General features: G+C 57.0%; 14 protein-coding genes. 3 read left to right on the forward strand and 11 right to left on the reverse strand.

Features of this window, described 5'->3' with window-relative positions:
* Window positions 1–273: 273 nt before the first annotated feature.
* On the reverse strand, window positions 274–2,898 hold the full coding sequence (locus tag AAFH99_RS16565) for a chondroitinase-B domain-containing protein (RefSeq protein WP_406828291.1): 2,625 nt from the start codon (window positions 2,896–2,898) through the stop codon (window positions 274–276).
* Window positions 2,899–3,127: 229 nt separating this feature from the next.
* Here AAFH99_RS16565 and AAFH99_RS16570 point away from each other — a divergent pair, with 229 nt between their 5' ends.
* A complete protein-coding gene (locus AAFH99_RS16570; RefSeq protein WP_406828292.1) occupies window positions 3,128–4,096 on the forward strand; it encodes a questin oxidase family protein in 969 nt (322 codons plus the stop codon).
* 17 nt (window positions 4,097–4,113) lie between these two features.
* Here AAFH99_RS16570 and urtE read toward each other — a convergent pair whose 3' ends face one another.
* The 6 genes from urtE to AAFH99_RS16600 are packed head-to-tail and all read right to left on the reverse strand — an operon-like array spanning window position 4,114 to window position 10,982.
* Window positions 4,114–4,809: an urea ABC transporter ATP-binding subunit UrtE gene (gene urtE, locus AAFH99_RS16575; RefSeq protein ID WP_043319308.1), complete on the reverse strand. Its 696-nt coding sequence runs from the start codon at window positions 4,807–4,809 to the stop codon at window positions 4,114–4,116.
* On the reverse strand, window positions 4,806–5,609 hold the full coding sequence (urtD, locus tag AAFH99_RS16580; RefSeq protein WP_406829193.1) for an urea ABC transporter ATP-binding protein UrtD: 804 nt from the start codon (window positions 5,607–5,609) through the stop codon (window positions 4,806–4,808). The genes urtE and urtD overlap by 4 nt, the downstream gene beginning before the upstream one ends.
* A 38-nt stretch (window positions 5,610–5,647) precedes the next feature.
* Window positions 5,648–6,841 (reverse strand): urea ABC transporter permease subunit UrtC, encoded by a 1,194-nt coding sequence (gene urtC / locus AAFH99_RS16585; RefSeq protein ID WP_406828293.1) that lies wholly within the window; start codon window positions 6,839–6,841, stop codon window positions 5,648–5,650.
* Complete coding sequence (urtB, locus tag AAFH99_RS16590; protein WP_231491848.1) at window positions 6,838–8,469, reverse strand: urea ABC transporter permease subunit UrtB; 1,632 nt, start codon at window positions 8,467–8,469, stop codon at window positions 6,838–6,840. The genes urtC and urtB overlap by 4 nt, the downstream gene beginning before the upstream one ends.
* 59 nt (window positions 8,470–8,528) lie before the next feature.
* Entirely contained in the window at window positions 8,529–9,815 is a 1,287-nt protein-coding gene (gene urtA, locus AAFH99_RS16595) for an urea ABC transporter substrate-binding protein (protein ID WP_043319312.1), read from the reverse strand.
* A gap of 30 nt (window positions 9,816–9,845) precedes the next feature.
* Window positions 9,846–10,982: a hypothetical protein gene (locus AAFH99_RS16600; RefSeq protein ID WP_406828294.1), complete on the reverse strand. Its 1,137-nt coding sequence runs from the start codon at window positions 10,980–10,982 to the stop codon at window positions 9,846–9,848.
* 424 nt (window positions 10,983–11,406) lie between these two features.
* On the opposite strand from AAFH99_RS16600, the gene AAFH99_RS16605 reads away from it, so the two are divergent.
* Window positions 11,407–14,859 (forward strand): ATP-binding protein, encoded by a 3,453-nt coding sequence (locus tag AAFH99_RS16605; RefSeq protein WP_406828295.1) that lies wholly within the window; start codon window positions 11,407–11,409, stop codon window positions 14,857–14,859.
* A gap of 44 nt (window positions 14,860–14,903) precedes the next feature.
* Window positions 14,904–15,812: a response regulator transcription factor gene (locus AAFH99_RS16610; protein ID WP_043319314.1), complete on the forward strand. Its 909-nt coding sequence runs from the start codon at window positions 14,904–14,906 to the stop codon at window positions 15,810–15,812.
* Window positions 15,813–15,996: 184 nt separating this feature from the next.
* On the opposite strand, the gene AAFH99_RS16615 is transcribed toward AAFH99_RS16610, so the two are convergent.
* The 4 genes from AAFH99_RS16615 to ureE are packed head-to-tail and all read right to left on the reverse strand — an operon-like array spanning window position 15,997 to window position 18,150.
* A complete protein-coding gene (locus AAFH99_RS16615) occupies window positions 15,997–16,206 on the reverse strand; it encodes a hypothetical protein (RefSeq protein WP_406828296.1) in 210 nt (69 codons plus the stop codon).
* Window positions 16,207–16,242: 36 nt separating this feature from the next.
* Window positions 16,243–16,884, reverse strand: coding sequence for an urease accessory protein UreG (ureG, locus tag AAFH99_RS16620; protein ID WP_406828297.1), 642 nt, complete (start codon window positions 16,882–16,884; stop codon window positions 16,243–16,245).
* Between the two features lie 59 nt (window positions 16,885–16,943).
* Window positions 16,944–17,618 carry an urease accessory protein UreF gene (locus tag AAFH99_RS16625; RefSeq protein WP_406828298.1) on the reverse strand — a complete coding sequence of 225 codons (675 nt, stop codon included), beginning with the start codon at window positions 17,616–17,618 and terminating at the stop codon, window positions 16,944–16,946.
* The gene (gene ureE / locus AAFH99_RS16630; RefSeq protein WP_406828299.1) at window positions 17,599–18,150 is read right to left on the reverse strand and encodes an urease accessory protein UreE; all 552 of its coding nucleotides are present in this window, start codon (window positions 18,148–18,150) and stop codon (window positions 17,599–17,601) included. Before ureE ends, AAFH99_RS16625 begins: the two co-directional genes overlap by 20 nt.
* Window positions 18,151–18,168 lie beyond the last annotated feature (18 nt).

Raw genomic sequence — 18,168 nt, forward strand, 5'->3', positions numbered from 1 at the left:
CTGTTTTCTTCGCAGAATCATTGTAACCAGATTGGTTCAGGCTTTTTCAGTTATCCCAAACTGTGGGACAGCAGTGGGCGTACGCCGGCTTTTTTGATGGTTTTACTGAAATGCTTCCCAGGCAGAGGTCGCAAGCAACAGCGCCCCCCAGACCCAGAGAATATCCAGCTCACCTCGCTTCCATAAATTCATTGGATGCTCCCGATAGCAAGGGTGCATTGTGTATCCAGTGATGTGGCCGCTGCCATCACGGTGGTGACCGCGGCCAACCTATTACTCTCCGCTCTTGTGAGAAACCAGGCGGAAGCTGTCAAACAGAACCACAGCATCGGCCGCAGGTGCGCCTTCAAACGCCAGCTTGAAATCGTCCACACGCACTTCACTTCCATCTCCCTGGTATTCAGCAAAGATGGTCAGTGAGGTGTTGCTACCGCTATTGAACTGGATGGTGTCGGGACGGAAACTGTCGTCGCCCTCCAGCGCTTCATCCAGCAGGCTGTAATCCGATACTTTTTCTGCGACAACCGTCGAGCCATCGGCACCTTTCACACCGAATTTCACTTTTGCGTCATAGCCATTCTTTTCCAGAATGTACATGGACAGGGTGTAATCGGTATTGGCGACGACACTGACGGTTTGCGAAATACTCGGGTCCGCCGGAGTGCCAAAATCATCTGCGTTGTACTTAAACTTGATGGAGCCATCGGCACCGCTGGCCGAATTGCTGGAATCCTGAACCTGGCCGATTCCAGTGCCTTCGTACACGTCCCAGCCATCCTGTCCATTGTCGAAGTTCGGATTCACGATCGCGGCTTCACTCGCAACATCGTCGTCAATCAATGCGAAGATTTCTGCACTGGTGGCATCGCCGGAATTAAAGGTCACGCTGGCGAACCGGTACTGGTCGGTGCTACTCAGGTCGCCACTGACGGTTTCCTCGCCCATCACCACCTGCAGTTTCGCGTGCCCTTTTACAAAGGCAGACAGGGTGTAGTTGGTATTGGGTTCCAGAGTGACGGTCTGGGAAACACTCGCTGACGGGGAATCCAGCTTGATGCTGCTGCCACGAGAGAATACTTCCGCAGGGTCAGTGGCCAGTACTGCGCCGTTGTTGGTCCAACCGTCGAGGCCGTTGTCGAAATCGTGGTTGGCGAGTGCTACCTGTTTGACAAAGCCGCGACTCATGGGCGGGGTGTAGTTGATCGGACCCACATCCTCATAAGTCAGAACACCCGTAGTGACAGCGCCATCAGACACTTCGTCTGCACCGGCGAGGGTGCTTTCACTACGCATTTGACCATCCATATCCACGGTCACCGCTCCGAAGCCGCCACTTTCCAGCCCGCTGACGGCCGCCAGATTGACGCTACCGTCCGGACGGAAAATACCGCGCGCGTCGGCTGCCAACTGTGCGTCGGCAAAGGTAATACCCTCAACAGACGACAGTGCCTCGCTATCGGAGAAAGCACCACCGTAGAAGACGTTACCACCGATCACTGAGTTGGACGGCATACCGTCGGCCGCCTGCACAATCACCGGACCAACGGCATCGACAATAATGTTGTTGTGCAGATAGATATTTTGTGGGTTCGCAGACTTGCCGCCGCCATCGACATTCAGGCTGTTCACGCTATCCACAATGGTATTGTGGGCAACGAAAACATTTTCGACCTGCTGATAGCCGTTCGTCTCACTACCGTCGGAGCCCATCAGCACAATGCCACCGTGGTGCAAGGTACTCAGATAACGCGCCCCCTGAATGTAGTTGTTGACGATGGTATGACCGTCATCCACAACACGCAGCCCTCCGGCAAACGGGTGATCGTCGCCCAGAATAAAGTTGCCGCTGATGGTGGCACTGGAACCGTGACGAGTGGTGATGGAACCATAGCTGTCACGCACGGTGTTATTGCGAATGGTGTTATTGCCAGACTTATTGGAAATGACTTCCGCTTCGCCCTGAATACGCTCGAAGTAGTTGTACTCTACGGTGGAGAATGAGTCGCCTTTGTGGGAGTCACTGGTGCCGATACGAATCGCTTCGTATTCGTTGTCATCATTATCGGCATAAGCTTTACCATTCACCGGCGGACGATCGCCAAAGTAGTTGTGGTCGATGGTCGCGCGGTCCACCTCCATGGTTTCCACAGTCATACCGCCTTCGGTATCCAGCCAGCGATCCACCACCAACAGCGCGCCGCGGGTGGTTTTGCCGGCAAACCAGCTGTGATCCACGCGGTTATTGGCACCGTAGATATGCACCCATTTGCCGGAATCCTCGCTATCCACGTCAAAATCGACAATGGATATTTCGGTGATTCGGCAATTGTTGCAAGGGGTATTGCTGTTACCACGAGTCTGGATCAGGTCACTATTTGCAGAAGTGCCATCTTTGAAGACGAAGCCCTGCAGCACCACATATTCACCGCTCATGTTGACGCTGACTTCACCACCGATGGTGACCGCACCAGACTCCGCTGCAGCAACGGTGATGGGGGCTTCTTCGGTACCCATACCACCGAAGCTCAGCTCAAGACCGGTGTATTCACCGGCAGCGAGACATACGGTAGTGCCTGCAGCCATGTCATAACTGACCGCGTCTTCCAGCTCGGAAGTACTGTTTACTGTGGTATCGCAATTGATGGCAGGAACAGAGTCGTTATCACCCAGGCTACCGCGGGCGAAATTGGGGCCTGTTTCGGGTTCGGGCTCTGGTTCTGGCTCGGGTTCTGGCTCGGGTTCGGGTTCGGGTTCGGGTTCGGGTTCGGGTTCGGGTTCGGGTTCTGGCTCAGGAACCACAACATCAGGTGGGTTGGTATCCGAATCGCTACTGGAACCATTGTCGCAACCCGCCAGACTGGCGAGCAGGACTAAGCCTATCAAGTACTTGATATTCAAGGCGTTTCCCTCTCATCACATTTTTATTCATTTATTTTTGTTTTCTTCGTACATCTAGGCCCGAAGAGCCTATACGCTAGCAAAACTCTATTTGTTGGACAATATTATTGTTTGCCAGATCACAGTTTATCCAAACCACAGACTTGGAGAGGCGCAGCACGCCAACATAAACTATTGAAAATGCAGGAAAATCCAGAGAACGGCGAAATTTCGACCGAAGGAAGACAATGTGAGCATCACCCGACACTGCGTGGAGTTACTGGAGGCCGGTAGCCGGTATCACGTGCGTTACGGCGATCACCTAGCGAATCATCTGCCGATGGTGTTGATTGCACTGGACCGGCTGGGTGCAGCTCCGTTACGGCTCAAGTACACCTTTGATCGCAGCGTACCGCACCTGCAACCGCGTCCGGCCAGCCCGGTAGAGCAGATTGCAGACCCCGCCCGGGGGCGCAATCGCGAGGATCTATTTCCCAGCGTACTCAATTACTACGAGCGGCAACTCAGGCAATTAGGTATTGCCAAGTGCCTGCAGCAGGAACTGCCACCGCTGCTACCCTCCATTTCTACTGCCGCTTTTCACGGTCTGATCCGCACCGCCTACGGCGTAGACGCCCGTCACCTGGAAGAAGTGGCCATGGGGCTCGCGTACTGGACGCTGGATTACCACGAGCTGGGCAGTAGCAACGAAAAGGTCGCGGCTTCAGCCAGTGAAATACTCACATCGGTTGGCAATAAATTTGCAGATATTCCCCTCGCTCCCGGCAATATCGCCGACCATATGCAATCGGTTACCGGACAACCGGGTTGGATGGATACTCCTATCCAGCCACAGTCGATAGCGCTGGAGGATATTGCGGATGTCGCCATACACGCTTATCTCGGTACCGGCGATTTTACCCTGCTCCACGGCGTAACCGGCTGTCACGCGTTGCGTTTGATCCTGCCCTACTGCGACAATCGCGAGGAGGCACTGCGCTATTTCTGGCAGGGGCTGGTGATTGCGTATTTGAGTACCGGATCGAAAAACATTCAGCCCGTAGAGAAGAGTGAAGTGAGCGCCATCTCACAACGCCAGACGGAGATTGTGGAAAAGGCGCTGCACAGTGACGACGACCATGTCATCAAGCTGGCGTACAGCGCGCTGGAAGAATTCCATTATTACGGGAAAAGCGAGTACCTGCAGGTACTCAGGTAAAATAGAGATAACGGAATTTATACGGCCAGGTACTGGCGAATCAATTCATCATTCAGGTTCGCCATTTTATCCGCTGCAACCACAGCTCCCTTCTGCATCAAACGAAACTCCTTGCCGACTCTGCGCGCAAAGCCCAGCTTCTGCTCCACCAGAATCACCGTCAGCCCGTCCTCCTCATTGAGCTTCGTTACCACCTCGCCAATCTGACGAACGATGTTGGGCTGGATACCTTCATTGGGTTCGTCGAGGATCAGTACTTTGGGGGCGATCACCAGCGCGCGGCCAATGGCGAGCTGCTGTTGCTGACCGCCGGACAGGTCACCGCCGCGGCGATGCAGCATATCTTTCAATACAGGGAAGAGTTCAAAGATCCGTTCCGGGATTTTTTTCAGTCCATCCCTGCGCGCGGGCAAACCGATCTGCAGATTTTCCTCCACGGTCAGCAGCGGAAAAATATCCCGCCCCTGGGGCACATAGCCGATACCCAGTTTGGCCCGCGCCTGCGCAGGACTGCCCTCGATGGGATTTCCTTCATACAGAATACGCCCATCGCTGGCCGGCAATAATCCCATCAGGCATTTCAACAATGTGGTTTTCCCCGCGCCATTGCGCCCCATAATGCAGGTACAGGAACCCTGTGCGATATCCAGGTCCAGATCCCACAGGATCTGGGTGCCGCCGTATTTCTGGTTGAGCTTTTCGATCCGGATCATGCTTCCTCTCCCAGATAAACCTCAATAACGTCGCGGTTATTCTGTACCTGATCCATGGTGCCCTCGGCGAGCACCGAACCCTGGTGCAGTACCGTTACAGTGCGCGCAATACTGCGCACAAACTCCATATCGTGCTCCACCACGATGACCGTGTGCTTGCCGGCAAGGGAAGTGAGCAGCTCCGCGGTGCGTTCGCTTTCCTCGGCGGTCATTCCCGCCACGGGTTCATCCACCAGTAGCAGGCGCGGCTCCGCGGCCAACAACATACCGATTTCCAGCCACTGCTTCTGACCGTGGGACAGTGCCCCGGCCAGCTGATGACGGGATTTTTCCAGTCCGATAATTTCCAGTACTTCATCTATGCGATCGCGTTCACTGCCAGACAATGTGGCGGTCAGCGCACGCCATACGCCCTTGGCGCCCTGCAGCGAAAGCTCCAGGTTGTGAAATACCGTGTGCGCTTCAAATACCGTGGGTTTCTGAAATTTGCGGCCGATACCCAGCTGGGCAATCTCCGCTTCATCGTGGGCCAGCAGGTCGATGTTCTGGCCGAACCAGGCACTGCCACTATCGCACTGAGTCTTGCCGGTAATCACATCCATCAAGGTGCTTTTGCCGGCGCCGTTGGCGCCGATCAGGCAGCGCAGTTCGCCATCGTTTACATACAGGTTCAGATTATTCAGCGCCTGAAAACCGTCGAAGCTGACATTCAGCCCCTCGAGATAGAGAATCACATTTTTCGACACATTCACCGAGCGCTTGCGCGGCACCAGAAACGGCCAGGTGGTATCCCGGCGCATCACTTCCCGCGCCTGTTCGGTAATTTGATTCAGGCTGTTCATGCGCTTACCTCCGCTGTGGATAACCCGCCATTGCTTTCTTTCGCTCGCTCCGGCCAGGCCGTTTCAGCGTTCTTGCTGGTAAAGCGATCAAACAGACCTGCCAGACCGCGCGGCAGATATACGGTGACCACTACAAACAGGGCGCCGAGCGCGAACAGCCAGGCATCCGGCATCAGTGCGGTAAAACGGGTTTTCGCGTAGTTCACCAGCAGCGCGCCGACAATCGCACCGTACAAGGTGCCGCGACCACCCACGGCCACCCACACCACTACCTCGATGGAATTGAGCGGGGAGAATTCACCGGGATTGATAATGCCCACCTGGGGTACATACAGCATTCCGGCCACGGCGGCGATCAGCGCAGAGTAGACAAACAGCCAAACCTTGTAGCGTTCGGTGCGGTAGCCGAGAAAGCGCGCGCGCGCCTCGGAGTCGCGCACCGCGACGATTACGCGGCCCAGACGCGACTGGACAATGGCGCGGCTGGTCAGAAAAGCAATTACCAGCAATAGGGTTGTAACCAGCAACAGCGCCACCCGGGTGCTATCCGCCTGCAGGTCAAAGCCGAGAATATCCTTGAAGTCCGTGAGGCCGTTGTTACCGCCAAAGCCCATTTCATTGCGGAAAAACGCCAGCATCAGCGCGTAGGTCAGCGCCTGGGTCATGATCGACAGATAGACGCCGGTCACCCGCGAGCGGAATGCTAGCCATCCGAACACAAAGGCCAGCAAGCCCGGAATCGCCAGTGCCACCAATACTGCGAACCAGAACTGGTCCATGCCGAACCAGTACCAGGGCAATTCCTGCCAGTTGAGGAACACCATAAAGTCCGGCAGATCCGGATTGCCGTAGACACCGCGGTCGCCAATCTGGCGCATCAGGTACATACCCATACCGTAGCCACCGAGGGCGAAAAATGCCCCGTGTCCCAGACTGAGAATGCCGCAGTAACCCCAGATAATATCCACTGCCATGGCGAGCATGGCGAAGCACAGGTATTTGCCCATCAGGGTGATGGTGTAGGTGCTCACATAGAGCGGAGACTCCGGCGGCAACAGCAGGTTGGCGGCGGACATGGCCAGGGTAACCACCAGCAGCACGCCCACCAGCCATGAGGTTCCGCGACCGGGTTGACGGAATTCTGCAAACCAGCGATACAGGGTTTGCGCGGCAGTTTTTACTGTGCTCATTCTGCTGCCCTCCCGCGCTGGGGAAACAGCCCTTTCGGCCGCTTCTGGATAAACAGGATCAGGCACACCAACACAATAATATTCGCCAGCACCGCACCGGTGGCAGGCTCGAGGAATTTATTCGCCACACCGAGGGAGAAGCCCCCCACCAAAGTGCCGAGCATATTGCCCACACCGCCGAATACCACCACCATAAACGAGTCGATGATGTAGGACTGGCCGAGGTTCGGCCCCACGTTGGTCAACTGCGACAGCGCCACACCGGCAACGCCCGCAATACCGGAGCCGAGCCCGAAGGTCATGGCATCGACCATTTCCGTTCTTACACCCATGGCTTTGGCCATATCCCGGTTCTGGGATACCGCGCGCACATTCAGCCCCAGGGAAGATTTTTTCAGAATGGCCACCAGTGCGGCGAACACTGCAAGGGAAAACAGCAGGATATACAGGCGGTTATAGGTAATGGAAAACACCGGGTTAATTGCCAGCGATCCACTCATCCACTCCGGGGTAACCACCTGCATATTCAGCGGCGAGAAAATACTGCGCACCGCCTGCTGCAGGATCAGGCTGATACCGAAGGTGGCGAGCAGGGTTTCCAGCGGTCGTCCCTGTAAATGTCGGATGACTCCGCGCTCGATCAGCACGCCCACACTGCCAGAAACCAGAAAGGCCGCAGGCACCGCAACCAGCAGCGAATAGCCGATGGCGTTTGGCATTAGCTGTTGAATCACATAGGTGGTATAGGCCCCCAGCATAATCATTTCGCCGTGGGCCATATTGATCACCCCCATCACCCCGAAGGTGATGGCGAGACCGATGGCAGCAAGCAGTAGTACCGAGCCCAGGCTCAGGCCGAAGAACAGCTGTTCCATCTGCCCGTAAAACTCCATGCGCCCGGAAATTTTATCCAGTGCTTTTTGCGCGGCGGCCACCACCGCGACATCCTGTTCGGAATCGCTGTTTACCAGGCGCTGTAGCTGATTGCGCACCGGTGTCTCCAATCGCCCCTGCATCACCTCAATGGCCGCGAGTCGATCGGCGGTATCGGTGCTGGTGCGCAACTGAACCATGGCCTCGGCCAGTTCGATCAGCGTGCTCACCTCGGCGCTTACCCCCGCCTGTTGCGCGGTTTGCAACAGGCGTAAATTCTGTTCATTCAAATCGTCCAGCATGGCGAGCACCGCCGCTATTTGAGCCGCCTCATCGCCGTGCAACAGTTCGATGCGGGCAATGGCGTCGCGCAGCTGACTACGCAAACGGTTGTTTACCCGTACTTTTTTGATATCGCGGGAATTGAATTCCCCGAGACTTTTGCCTTCAAACAGCGAAATACCCATGCGGGCACCATCGCTGTTTTTTTGAATCTGCAGTAACTGCCCGCTCTCTTTTACATAATAGAGGTCGCCGGCCAGCATCACTTCAAACAGAGGGCGCATCTCGGCACCCCCGGCCTGCTCCAGCTGTCGCACCAGATCGCCGGTTTTCTTCAGGCTGGCGCCTGGGAGCTGCTGGAGCACAGAACCCACAGCGGGTGCTGTGGGTTCGGGTTGCGCCAGCGGACTGCCGGTTGGCAGCAGCAATACCGCCGCTACTGCCATCCAAAGCTTGAGTAGTAAAACCTTCACTAAACTCTCCGCATTTTTACGTTTCAACCGTAAGCTTGCCGTTCGGCTTGCCATTCAGCTTACTGGGCCTGGCCGCTACAGGCCTTGGACTGGGTGTTGTAGTTGCCGCATTTGATCGGCGCCGTCCAGTCGGCAATCAGGTCTTTGGAGCCCGGCAGGAAGTCGGACCAGGCATCGCCGGCAACCACGCCATCGGTTTCCCACACCACCTCGAACTGGCCATCGTCCTGAATCTCACCGATAAATACGGGCTTGGACAGGTGGTGGTTCTTGTTCATCTTCGCCACACCACCGGTAAGGTTCGGGAACTCGATACCGATCATCGCCTGCTCCACGGAATCCACATCGGTGGTACCCGCTTTTTCCACCGCCTTGGCCCACATGTTGAAACCGATATAGGTAGCTTCCATGGGATCGTTGGTTACACGTTTTTCGTCGCCAATGAATTTCTTCCACTGCTGTACGAAGTACTCGTTGGCTTCGCTATCAATGCCCTGAAAGTAGTTCCAAGCGGCCAGGTGGCCTACCAGTGGGCCGGTGTCGATGCCGGAGAGTTCTTCCTCACCCACGGAGAAAGCCACTACCGGAATGTCTTCGGAACTGACGCCCTGGTTGGCGAGCTCTTTGTAGAAAGGCACATTGGCATCGCCGTTGATGGTGGAGACCACCGCGGTTTTCTTGCCGGCGCTGCCGAATTTCTTGATATCAGACACGATGCTCTGCCAGTCGGAATGGCCAAACGGGGTGTAGCTGATCATGATGTCTTCCTTGGCCACACCGGAGGCTTCCAGATAGGCTTCCAGAATCTTGTTGGTGGTACGCGGATACACATAGTCGGTGCCCGCCAGCACCCAGCGCTCCACTTCCAGATCCGACATCAGGTAGTCCACCGCCGGGATCGCCTGCTGGTTGGGAGAGGCACCGGTGTAGAACACATTCCTGGAAGACTCCTCGCCTTCGTACTGCACCGGGTAAAACATCAAGCCATTCAGTTCTTCCACCACCGGCAGAACGGATTTGCGGGATACGGAAGTCCAGCAACCGAAGATCACATCCACTTTTTCTTTGGTCAGCAGCTCGCGGGCTTTTTCTGCAAACAGGGGCCAGTCGGATGCAGGGTCCACCACTACCGCTTCCAGTTTCTTACCCAGCAGACCGCCCTTGCGGTTCTGCTCGTCCACCATCATCAGTACCGTGTCTTTCAAGGTCGTTTCACTGATGGCCATGGTGCCGGAGAGAGAATGCAGAACTCCCACCTTGATGGTTTCCGCGGCCAGGGCCACGCTGCTGATAACAGTGGTGCCGGCAGCCAGGGCGAGACCGGCGAAATATTTTTTGAGTTTCATAAACTTGCTCCAGAATTATTTGAATTGGGTTTACAGCTGCACCTGCATGCCTAGGCTCAGGACATCCATGTCTGCTCCTGCGTAACCCGAGGCATTGGCATCGCCTGAGACATAATTGAAGTTGAGGCGGGTGTTGTGACCGTTGACCACATAGTTGAGGCCGAGCTCGGTTGAGCTGCTGCTGGCACCATCAGATGGGCTGTTCTCCACCAGGCGCAGGTAGGGCTGGAACTTGCCCGGGCCAACGTCGTTCGGGAAAAGGTAGGCCGCAGTGGCGAAAGCGGATTCGCCATCAAACAGACAGAAGCAGTCACCCGTGGTAGGCATGGAAGCCAGGGTGTAATCCGCATCGAAGCTTTTGTATTCCGCTTCCACCGTCACCACACCGCCGCCACCGAGCACGGTTTCCGACAGCATGTCGATGGTCCAGCCGGAGAAATCCCCCGCTTCGAATTCAGAGCCCACACCGTCTTCCTGGCTCTGCAAGGAAAGCGCCAGAGTGAAAATATTGCCGAGGCCACCGTAGTAGGTAGAGCTGGTGTAGTAGCCCGGATTGGACTCCATATTCAGGAAGTTATACGCAAAGCGCGCGGCAAAAAGCGGGTTGTCATCCTGGTTACTGTAACCGTCCACCCCGTAAAACGAGCCCGCCGCATACTGAAACTTACCCGCGGTACCCCAGAAGGTAATCCCCTCATCCCGCCCGATCAGCCCCGCCTGGCCTCCCTGGTCGGATGCGTAGAGCGGCTGGCGATACTGGTTCCAGGAAAGCGCGTAGTAAGGACCGCTCATCTCAATCCGGTCCGCCGGCGTCAACATCCGCCCCACCCAGATATTGAACTCTGGAGCAAATTCAAACTGCGCAATCGCATCCAGCACATCCGCAGTATCGTTATCGCGCTGCTGCAGATTAAAAGTAAACTTCACCGTATCGCTCAGCTGGCCCGAGCTATACACCCGGATATCCGGCAGGGTAAATTCACTATCCCCATCCACAGACTGAAACTGAGACCGGAACCCCGCCCCAATACTGAACGTCTGCCCACCTTCCGATTCAAACTGCTTGGCCAGCGCCGGCGTCGCCACCGCACTGCCAGCCACTACCGCCGCGGCAATCGCGCTGCGTAAATACCACTTATTCGACTGCGTACCACTTTCCAGTCTCATACCTCCTGACAACCTTTCCATAAGTTTCCCCTTGGTCTTGGCCCTGATTGGTTATTTTTTGTTGCTATCGATTATTCGACCGACCGGACAGGGGAGCCATACGCGTATTGGGGTACAGGACTACGTCATTTGACGGTTTTCAGGGGAAGGGATGGACGTACACTAAAGGTGCCGGATCCGGACCTGGTTCAGTGGCGGTACCGATACCGGGTAAAGCCTTGCGAGACACGCCGTGAACCCATCCCTGGGGGCTCTGTAAAAACATCCTGTTTTTGAAGGTCTCGCAAGGCTTTACCCGGTATCGGTACCTGCGTATTGCACTATTTCCCACAATTCATGCAGCGAGCACAGAAGCAATTCCGGTATTCTTGTTGCAAGCAAAGAAAGAATATGACGAAAACCAAGCAGTAACAGGCGATACCCGGTGGTTGGAATATTTACGGGCAACGATAACGACAACGAACAACAGGCCATGCGACCCGCACAACAGGTATTCCGCGTACGGCGGACCTACAACAAGTGGGTAGGAGACGAAACACTCGAAGACTTCGCACTGCGTTTTACCGCCGTGCGCGGGCGCCGCTTTACCATCGAACAGGTAGCCAAAACCGCCCTCGGAGCCACCGCCTTCCTCGCGTTAGAAGCCATCGCCGCCTCCGTCACCCTCAACTACGGCTTTATCAACACCGTCGCCGCCATGCTCGCCGTGGCCGCCGTGATCTTTATTACCGGCTTCCCCATCAGCTACTATGCCGCCAAACACGGCCTGGATATCGACCTGCTCACCCGCGGCGCCGGCTTCGGCTACCTCGGCTCCACTATCACCTCACTGATCTACGCCAGCTTCACGTTTATCTTCTTCGCCATCGAAGCCGCCATTCTCACCTCCGCACTGCACGCCCTGTTGGGGATACCACCGGCCATCGGTTACATCCTGTGCGCGGTCGCGGTCATTCCCATCGTGACCCACGGCATCCGCGCGGTGAGTAAATTCCAGATTGGTACCCAGCCCCTGTGGCTACTTCTGCAATGCCTGGCCCTGGGCATCGCCGCCTGGTTTGAAATCTCCCGCGTGCAGGACTGGACCCAGTACGCCCCGCAGCACAATCCACAGGGGGCCGAGTTCAACTGGATGCTGTTTGGTGCGGCCAGCGGGGTGTTTTTTGCCATGGTGGCGCAGATCGGTGAGCAGGTGGATTACCTGCGGTTTATGCCGGAGAAGACCCGCGAGAATCGCGCGCGCTGGTGGTTCTGGCTGACGCTTGCCGGGCCCGGGTGGATTCTGATCGGGCTGATCAAGATGCTGTTTGGCTCCTTCCTCGCCTATCTCGCCATCACCCGCGGCGCCTCAGCAGTGCAGGCGGCGGACCCGGTGTATATGTATCAGATGGTGTTCAACTACCTCACCCAGTCTCCCACCATGGCGCTGATTCTGGCCGGGGTGATGGTGGTGATCTCACAGATGAAGATCAATGTGACCAACGCCTATGCGGGCTCCATTGCCTGGTCGAATTTCTTCTCGCGGCTGACCCGCAGCCACCCCGGGCGGGTGGTGTGGCTGGTATTCAATGTGAGCATCGCGCTGATTCTGATGGAGCTGGGAATTTATCGCGCGCTTGAAGGTGTGCTTGGAATATTTTCACTGGTGGCGATCAGCTGGCTGGGCTGCCTGGCGGCGGACCTGATGATCAACAAACCGCTGGGGATCAGCCCCTCTTATGTGGAATTCAAACGCTCACACCTGTACGACTTCAACCCGGTGGGTGTGGGCTCCATGTTGCTGGCGTCGATTATCGGCATCCTGTGTTATCTGGGGCACTTTGGCGACGGGGCAAAAAACTTTGCCAGCTTTATCAGCCTGGCGATCTGTTTTGTCGCGGTGCCACTGTTGGGCATTGTGACCCGCGGACATTTTTATCTGGCGCGCCGCCGCAACTCATTGAATGGCGACGACACCGCGGCCGTCGATACCATTCAAACCGCCAAGACCTGCTGCATCTGTGAAAAGGATTTCGAAGCACCGGATATGAGCCACTGCCCCGCCTATCAGGGACCCATCTGCTCCCTGTGTTGCTCGCTGGATTCCCGCTGCCTGGACGCCTGCAAACCGGAAGCCCACTTCTCCCAGCAGATGCTTAACCTGCTGAAAATGCTGGTCCCGGAGCGGGTGGTCAACGGCGTGGACTCGCGCCTGGGACGGTTTAGTGGATTACTGCTCGGCGCCGGTGCCTGTATTGCCGGCATACTGTCACTGATCTACGGACAGATGACACCGGCCACACCCGCAGAAGCGGAGCTTTTACAGCAGACCCTGTGGACCCTGTTTGTGATACTGGTGCTGATCGCCGGTGTACTGGGCTGGCTGTTCCTGCTCACCCACGACAGCCGGGTGGTGGCGCAGATGGAATCCAACCGCCAGACCCGCCTGTTACTGAACGAAATCGAAGCGCACAAGGAAACCGACCGCGCCCTGCAACATGCCAAGGAGGAAGCGGAGAGTGCCAACAGTGCCAAGAGCCGCTATCTGTCCGGTATCAGCCACGAACTGCGCACGCCATTACAATCCATCCTCGGTTATGCACAGCTGCTGAACCAGCAACCGGATATTCCGGAAAAACATCGCAACGGCCTGCGTATCATCAAGCGCAGCGGCGAATATCTGACGGATCTAATTGAAGGCCTGCTGGACATTTCCAAGATCGAGGCCGGCCGCCTGGATATTTATCGCAACCATGTGCGCTTGCCAGAACTGCTTGAGCAAATGGTCGACATGTTCCGCCCCCAGGCGGAAGCCAAGGGCATACAGCTGCACTGTCATATCCACAGCCCGCTGCCCTCCACCGTGATTGCCGATGAAAAACGCCTGCGCCAGATACTGATCAACCTGCTGTCGAACGCGATCAAGTACACCCGTGAGGGCCAGGTGGATTTCCATATTCGCTATCGCAACCAGGTAGCGGAGTTCACCATTGCCGATACCGGTGTCGGCATCGACCCGGAAGACCAGGCGCGGATCCTGAAACCCTTCGAACGGGTGCGCCATGGCGCGACGCCCGCAGTGACCGGCACCGGCCTCGGTCTCACCATTGCCTACCTGCTGGCGGAGATCATGGGCGGCGAATTGCGAATGGAGAGCACCCCCGGTGAAGGCAGCCGGTTTACGGTTTCCCTGCTGTTGTCCTGGGTGGATTCGCAGCAGCGCGTCGAGGCGCCGGCCCGCCAGATCACCGGGTATAACGGCCCACGCCGCAGTGTCATGGTGGTCGATGACGAGCCCATTCACCGCGGCCTGATCGGCGATCTGCTCACACCCATGGGGTTCTCCCTGATGGAGGCGCAGAGTGCGGAAGACTGCCTGGCACTGGTACAGCGGCAGCGGCCGGATCTGTTTTTACTGGATGTCACCATGCCCGGTATGGACGGTCTGACCCTGGCGGAAAAACTGCGCGAACTCGGAATCAATGCCCCCATTGTGATGCTCTCCGCCGACGCCAAGGAGCGCCACCTGAAACCCGGTGACAAACCCCTCGCCCACCACGATGCCTACCTGGTGAAGCCCCTGGTCAATCAGAAACTGTTCGACACCATCGCGGGACTGCTGCAGCTGGAGTGGCGCTACGACGATACGCCGAAGAGCACCAACAACCCGGCGCGCACTGCAAACGACGACGAACGGCCACTACCGGAACACCCGCTACTGGCAGAGCTGCTGGCCTACTCCCGCATCGGCTATCGCAGCGGTGTGCACCGCACCCTGGACCGGTTGGCCAGCGAGTCGGTTGTGCCCGTACACCGCATCGAAAAATTTCGCCAGCTGGCAGACACCATGCGCTTCGAACAATTGACCGAAGCGCTTGAATGCAAGGAATACCCATGACGATTTGCGACGAGTCCCAATCAGCAAGCGCCCAGGGAAACAGGATGGATTCTCAGACGGGCGATATTGTGCTGGTGGTGGACGATTCCCCGGATACCCTGAGTCTGATTAACGATACCCTGGAACAGGCGGGGATCGATGTGCTGGTGGCGCTGGATGGCAGCCAGGCACTGAATATTGCCCGCCGCCTGCGCCCGGATATGATTCTGTTGGATGCGGTGATGCCGGGGCTGGATGGGTTTGAGACCTGCCGGTTACTGAAAGCCGATCCGGCGCTGGCTTCAATCCCGGTTATTTTTATGACGGGGCTGACGGATTCGGCGGATATTGTGCGCGGGCTGGAAAGCGGTGGGGTGGACTATTTGACCAAGCCGATTCAGCCCAGTGAGCTGCTGGCGCGGATGAAGGTGCATTTGAGTAATGCGCGTTTGACGTCGAGCGCCCATCAGGCTCTGGATTCTACGGGGCAGTTTCTGTTTACGGTGGATGGGTCGGGGCAAATGCAGTGGGCTACACCGCAGACCTATGCGTTGTTGAGTAGTGCGGGGGCGTTGGAGTCTCAACAGCAGCGGAAGATGAGGGCGGCGTTGCAGGTTTGGTTGTCGCGCGCTCCGGGAGCGGGGCACAAGTTGAAGCTCGAGGGTTTGCAGAGTTCGCTGGCGGTGGTGTTTGTTGAGCGGCGGGATGCGCAGACTTGCCTTCTGAAACTGGTGGATGATGGGGGGCCTGCTGGGGAGGAGGTTCTTCGCGAAAAGTTAGGACTGACTCGGCGGGAGTCGGAGGTTTTGTTCTGGATTGGGAATGGGAAGACGAATCGGGAGATTGGTGAAATTCTTGATGTCAGCCCTCGGACGGTGAACAAACATCTTGAGGGGGTTTTTTCGAAGCTCGGGGTTGAGAATCGGACCGCTGCGGCGGGGATTGCGATTCGAGCACTGAATCCGGACTCCTGAGGTATACGTTCTTTTTTCGTTTAGTGGCGGCCGGGCACCGGGTAAGGATGTTCAGGACCGAGCTAGGCGCCCCCCTGTGAATACGTCCCTGTACGCTGCGTCGGCAACATCCCTGTTGCCGACGCTCCTGAACACCCTTACCCGGCACCCGCCCTTCTCATCGGATATCTTGCTACGTAGCCGATTAGTCTTCTGTACTTTCTTTTTTCTTTCCGTGATTCCTGATCAGGAATACCGCTACGGCGCTCACGGCAAGCGCCATCACAACCCACAGCATGTGATGCAATTCATGTACAACGCCTGCAGGGGCGTGGCCTTCGTGGGCTTGGGAGAACAGGCTGAGGGTCGTAATGATTAGAGTGGTCAGTGCGAGTGCTAGTTTTTTCAGTTTCATAATGGTCTCTACTTCTGGTTTTTTCTGGTAATCAATTTACGCGATTGCGGGGATGGCTTTTTCTTCCAGCATGCCTTCCCGCACGATGAACTGGATGATGTCCTTGAGGCCCTTCCGTACTTTCAAATTGGAGAAGACGAAGGGGCGGTCGCCGCGCATTTTTTTGGCGTCGCGGTCCATGACCTCCAGGGAGGCGCCGACCAGTGGGGCGAGGTCGATTTTGTTGATGATCAGGAGGTCGGAGCGGGTGATGCCGGGGCCGCCTTTTCTGGGGATTTTGTCGCCGGCGGAGACGTCGATGACGTAGATGGTGAGGTCGGAGAGTTCGGGGCTGAAGGTGGCGCTGAGGTTGTCGCCGCCGCTCTCTACGAATACGACGTCCAGTTCGCCGTGGCGGGCGATGAGTTCGTCGATGGCGGCGAGGTTCATGGAGGCGTCTTCGCGGATGGCGGTGTGGGGACAGCCACCGGTTTCTACGCCGAGGATGCGGTCGGCTTCCAACGCTTCGTGGCGGGTCAGGAACTGGGCGTCTTCCTGGGTATAAATGTCGTTGGTGACGACGGCGATGTGGTAGTGGTCGCGCATGGCGGCGCAGAGTTCGCGCAGCAGTGCGGTTTTACCGGAGCCGACGGGGCCGCCGATACCGACGCGGAGGGTCTGTTTTTTTGCGGTACTCATTCTTTTCTTCCCCCTAGATTAAATTAAACAAGAGTTTCTGAAATTACGCAGGCTGTTCTCTACGAGCGGAACAGCCGACTGTATTGGGTTTCGTGACGGGCGCTGGCGATGGCGAGTGCGGGCAGGCCTGCGCCGATTTCGACATCCTGAATAACTTGCGCCCGCGCGATGGCGGCCGGAACCTGCTGCTGGATGTCACCGATCAAGTGCTGGGCCTGGGTCTGCCCCAGGGGCACCAGTTTGGTGGCGGCGGCCACCTGATTTTCCAGCCAGGACCAGACCAGCCCCAGTACCGCGGCCTCTTCATTGAGCTGCCAGTGGTGGGCGGCGATGGCGAAGGCGGCGATAAAGCTGCTGTCGCCTTCAAGCGTCGGGGTTTCAATGTCCAGCTGAGAAAGCAGACGCATCAGGGCAATACCGGTTGCGGTGTCGGTGAGGCGCAGCTCTTTGGTTTCCCTGCAGGCGAGGCTGTAGTCATTCCAGTAATTCAGTTGCTGGGTATCGTTTTCCTGTAGGGCTCGATGGCAACGCAGCAGTAGCGGGCAATCCACCTGTGCGAAGGATTCTGCCAACTGCAATGACAGCCACTCTCCCGTATCCGCAAGATTTTTTATCCATCCGGCCTCCACCGCATATTCCAGCCCTTGAGAAAAGGCATAGCCGCCCACGGGCAGGCTGGCACTGGAGAGTTGCAGCAGTCGCAGCAGGGCGGCATCAGTGGTGGTGATGCTCATGCTGCTCGCCGTGGCTGTCATGATAATCGTGATGACGTCCGTGGCCACCCTCTTCATGGCCGTGCGAATGGCCATGTGAGTGACTGTGACCGCCGCTGTAGGCGCCGGACTCGGGGACAAGTACGGCCTGCTCTCGGGTCAGCGTCAGGCCCAGTAATTCCAGCATTTCTTCCAGTACGTGATCCGGAGTAATGCGCAACCAGCGATCTTCCGCGCTGTCCGAAATCTGCAGTTTTACGTGGCGGTTGCCCAGGTGATAGCAGGCGCGAGAGAAGGTCACCCAGTCGTCGCAGCGGGCGGTGGTCACGGGTTCTTCTGCGCCGACCACTTTGATGATTTTTCCACATTCACTTTGCAGAATTTCACCAACCAGTAGTGGCTTGCCGCGTTCGAGAAAGATCCGAACCTCGGTGCCATCATTCGCAAAAACGCGCAGACGACCGCGGTCCCGTTGCAGGTGATCCAGGGTTACGTGGTAATCCGCGCTCAACTCGGATTTGACGCCGAGGCGTTGAAAGATTTCCAGGGCCACGGTCTACTCCTATTCTTC

Source organism: Microbulbifer sp. ARAS458-1 (assembly GCF_045348205.1).
GTDB lineage: Bacteria > Pseudomonadota > Gammaproteobacteria > Pseudomonadales > Cellvibrionaceae > Microbulbifer.

Excerpts from the sequence above, each read along its gene's own strand:
- urtC (WP_406828293.1), bottom strand. The coding sequence starts at position 6,841 with ATGAGCACAGTAAAAACTGCCGCGCAAACCCTGTATCGCTGGTTTGCA.
- AAFH99_RS16600 (WP_406828294.1), bottom strand. The coding sequence starts at position 10,982 with ATGAGACTGGAAAGTGGTACGCAGTCGAATAAGTGGTATTTACGCAGC.
- AAFH99_RS16625 (WP_406828298.1), bottom strand. The coding sequence starts at position 17,618 with ATGAGCATCACCACCACTGATGCCGCCCTGCTGCGACTGCTGCAACTC.
- AAFH99_RS16610 (WP_043319314.1), top strand. The coding sequence starts at position 14,904 with ATGGATTCTCAGACGGGCGATATTGTGCTGGTGGTGGACGATTCCCCG.
- urtA (WP_043319312.1), bottom strand. The coding sequence starts at position 9,815 with ATGAAACTCAAAAAATATTTCGCCGGTCTCGCCCTGGCTGCCGGCACC.
- ureG (WP_406828297.1), bottom strand. The coding sequence starts at position 16,884 with ATGAGTACCGCAAAAAAACAGACCCTCCGCGTCGGTATCGGCGGCCCC.
- AAFH99_RS16615 (WP_406828296.1), bottom strand. The coding sequence starts at position 16,206 with ATGAAACTGAAAAAACTAGCACTCGCACTGACCACTCTAATCATTACG.
- urtD (WP_406829193.1), bottom strand. The coding sequence starts at position 5,609 with ATGCGCCGGGATACCACCTGGCCGTTTCTGGTGCCGCGCAAGCGCTCG.
- urtE (WP_043319308.1), bottom strand. The coding sequence starts at position 4,809 with ATGATCCGGATCGAAAAGCTCAACCAGAAATACGGCGGCACCCAGATC.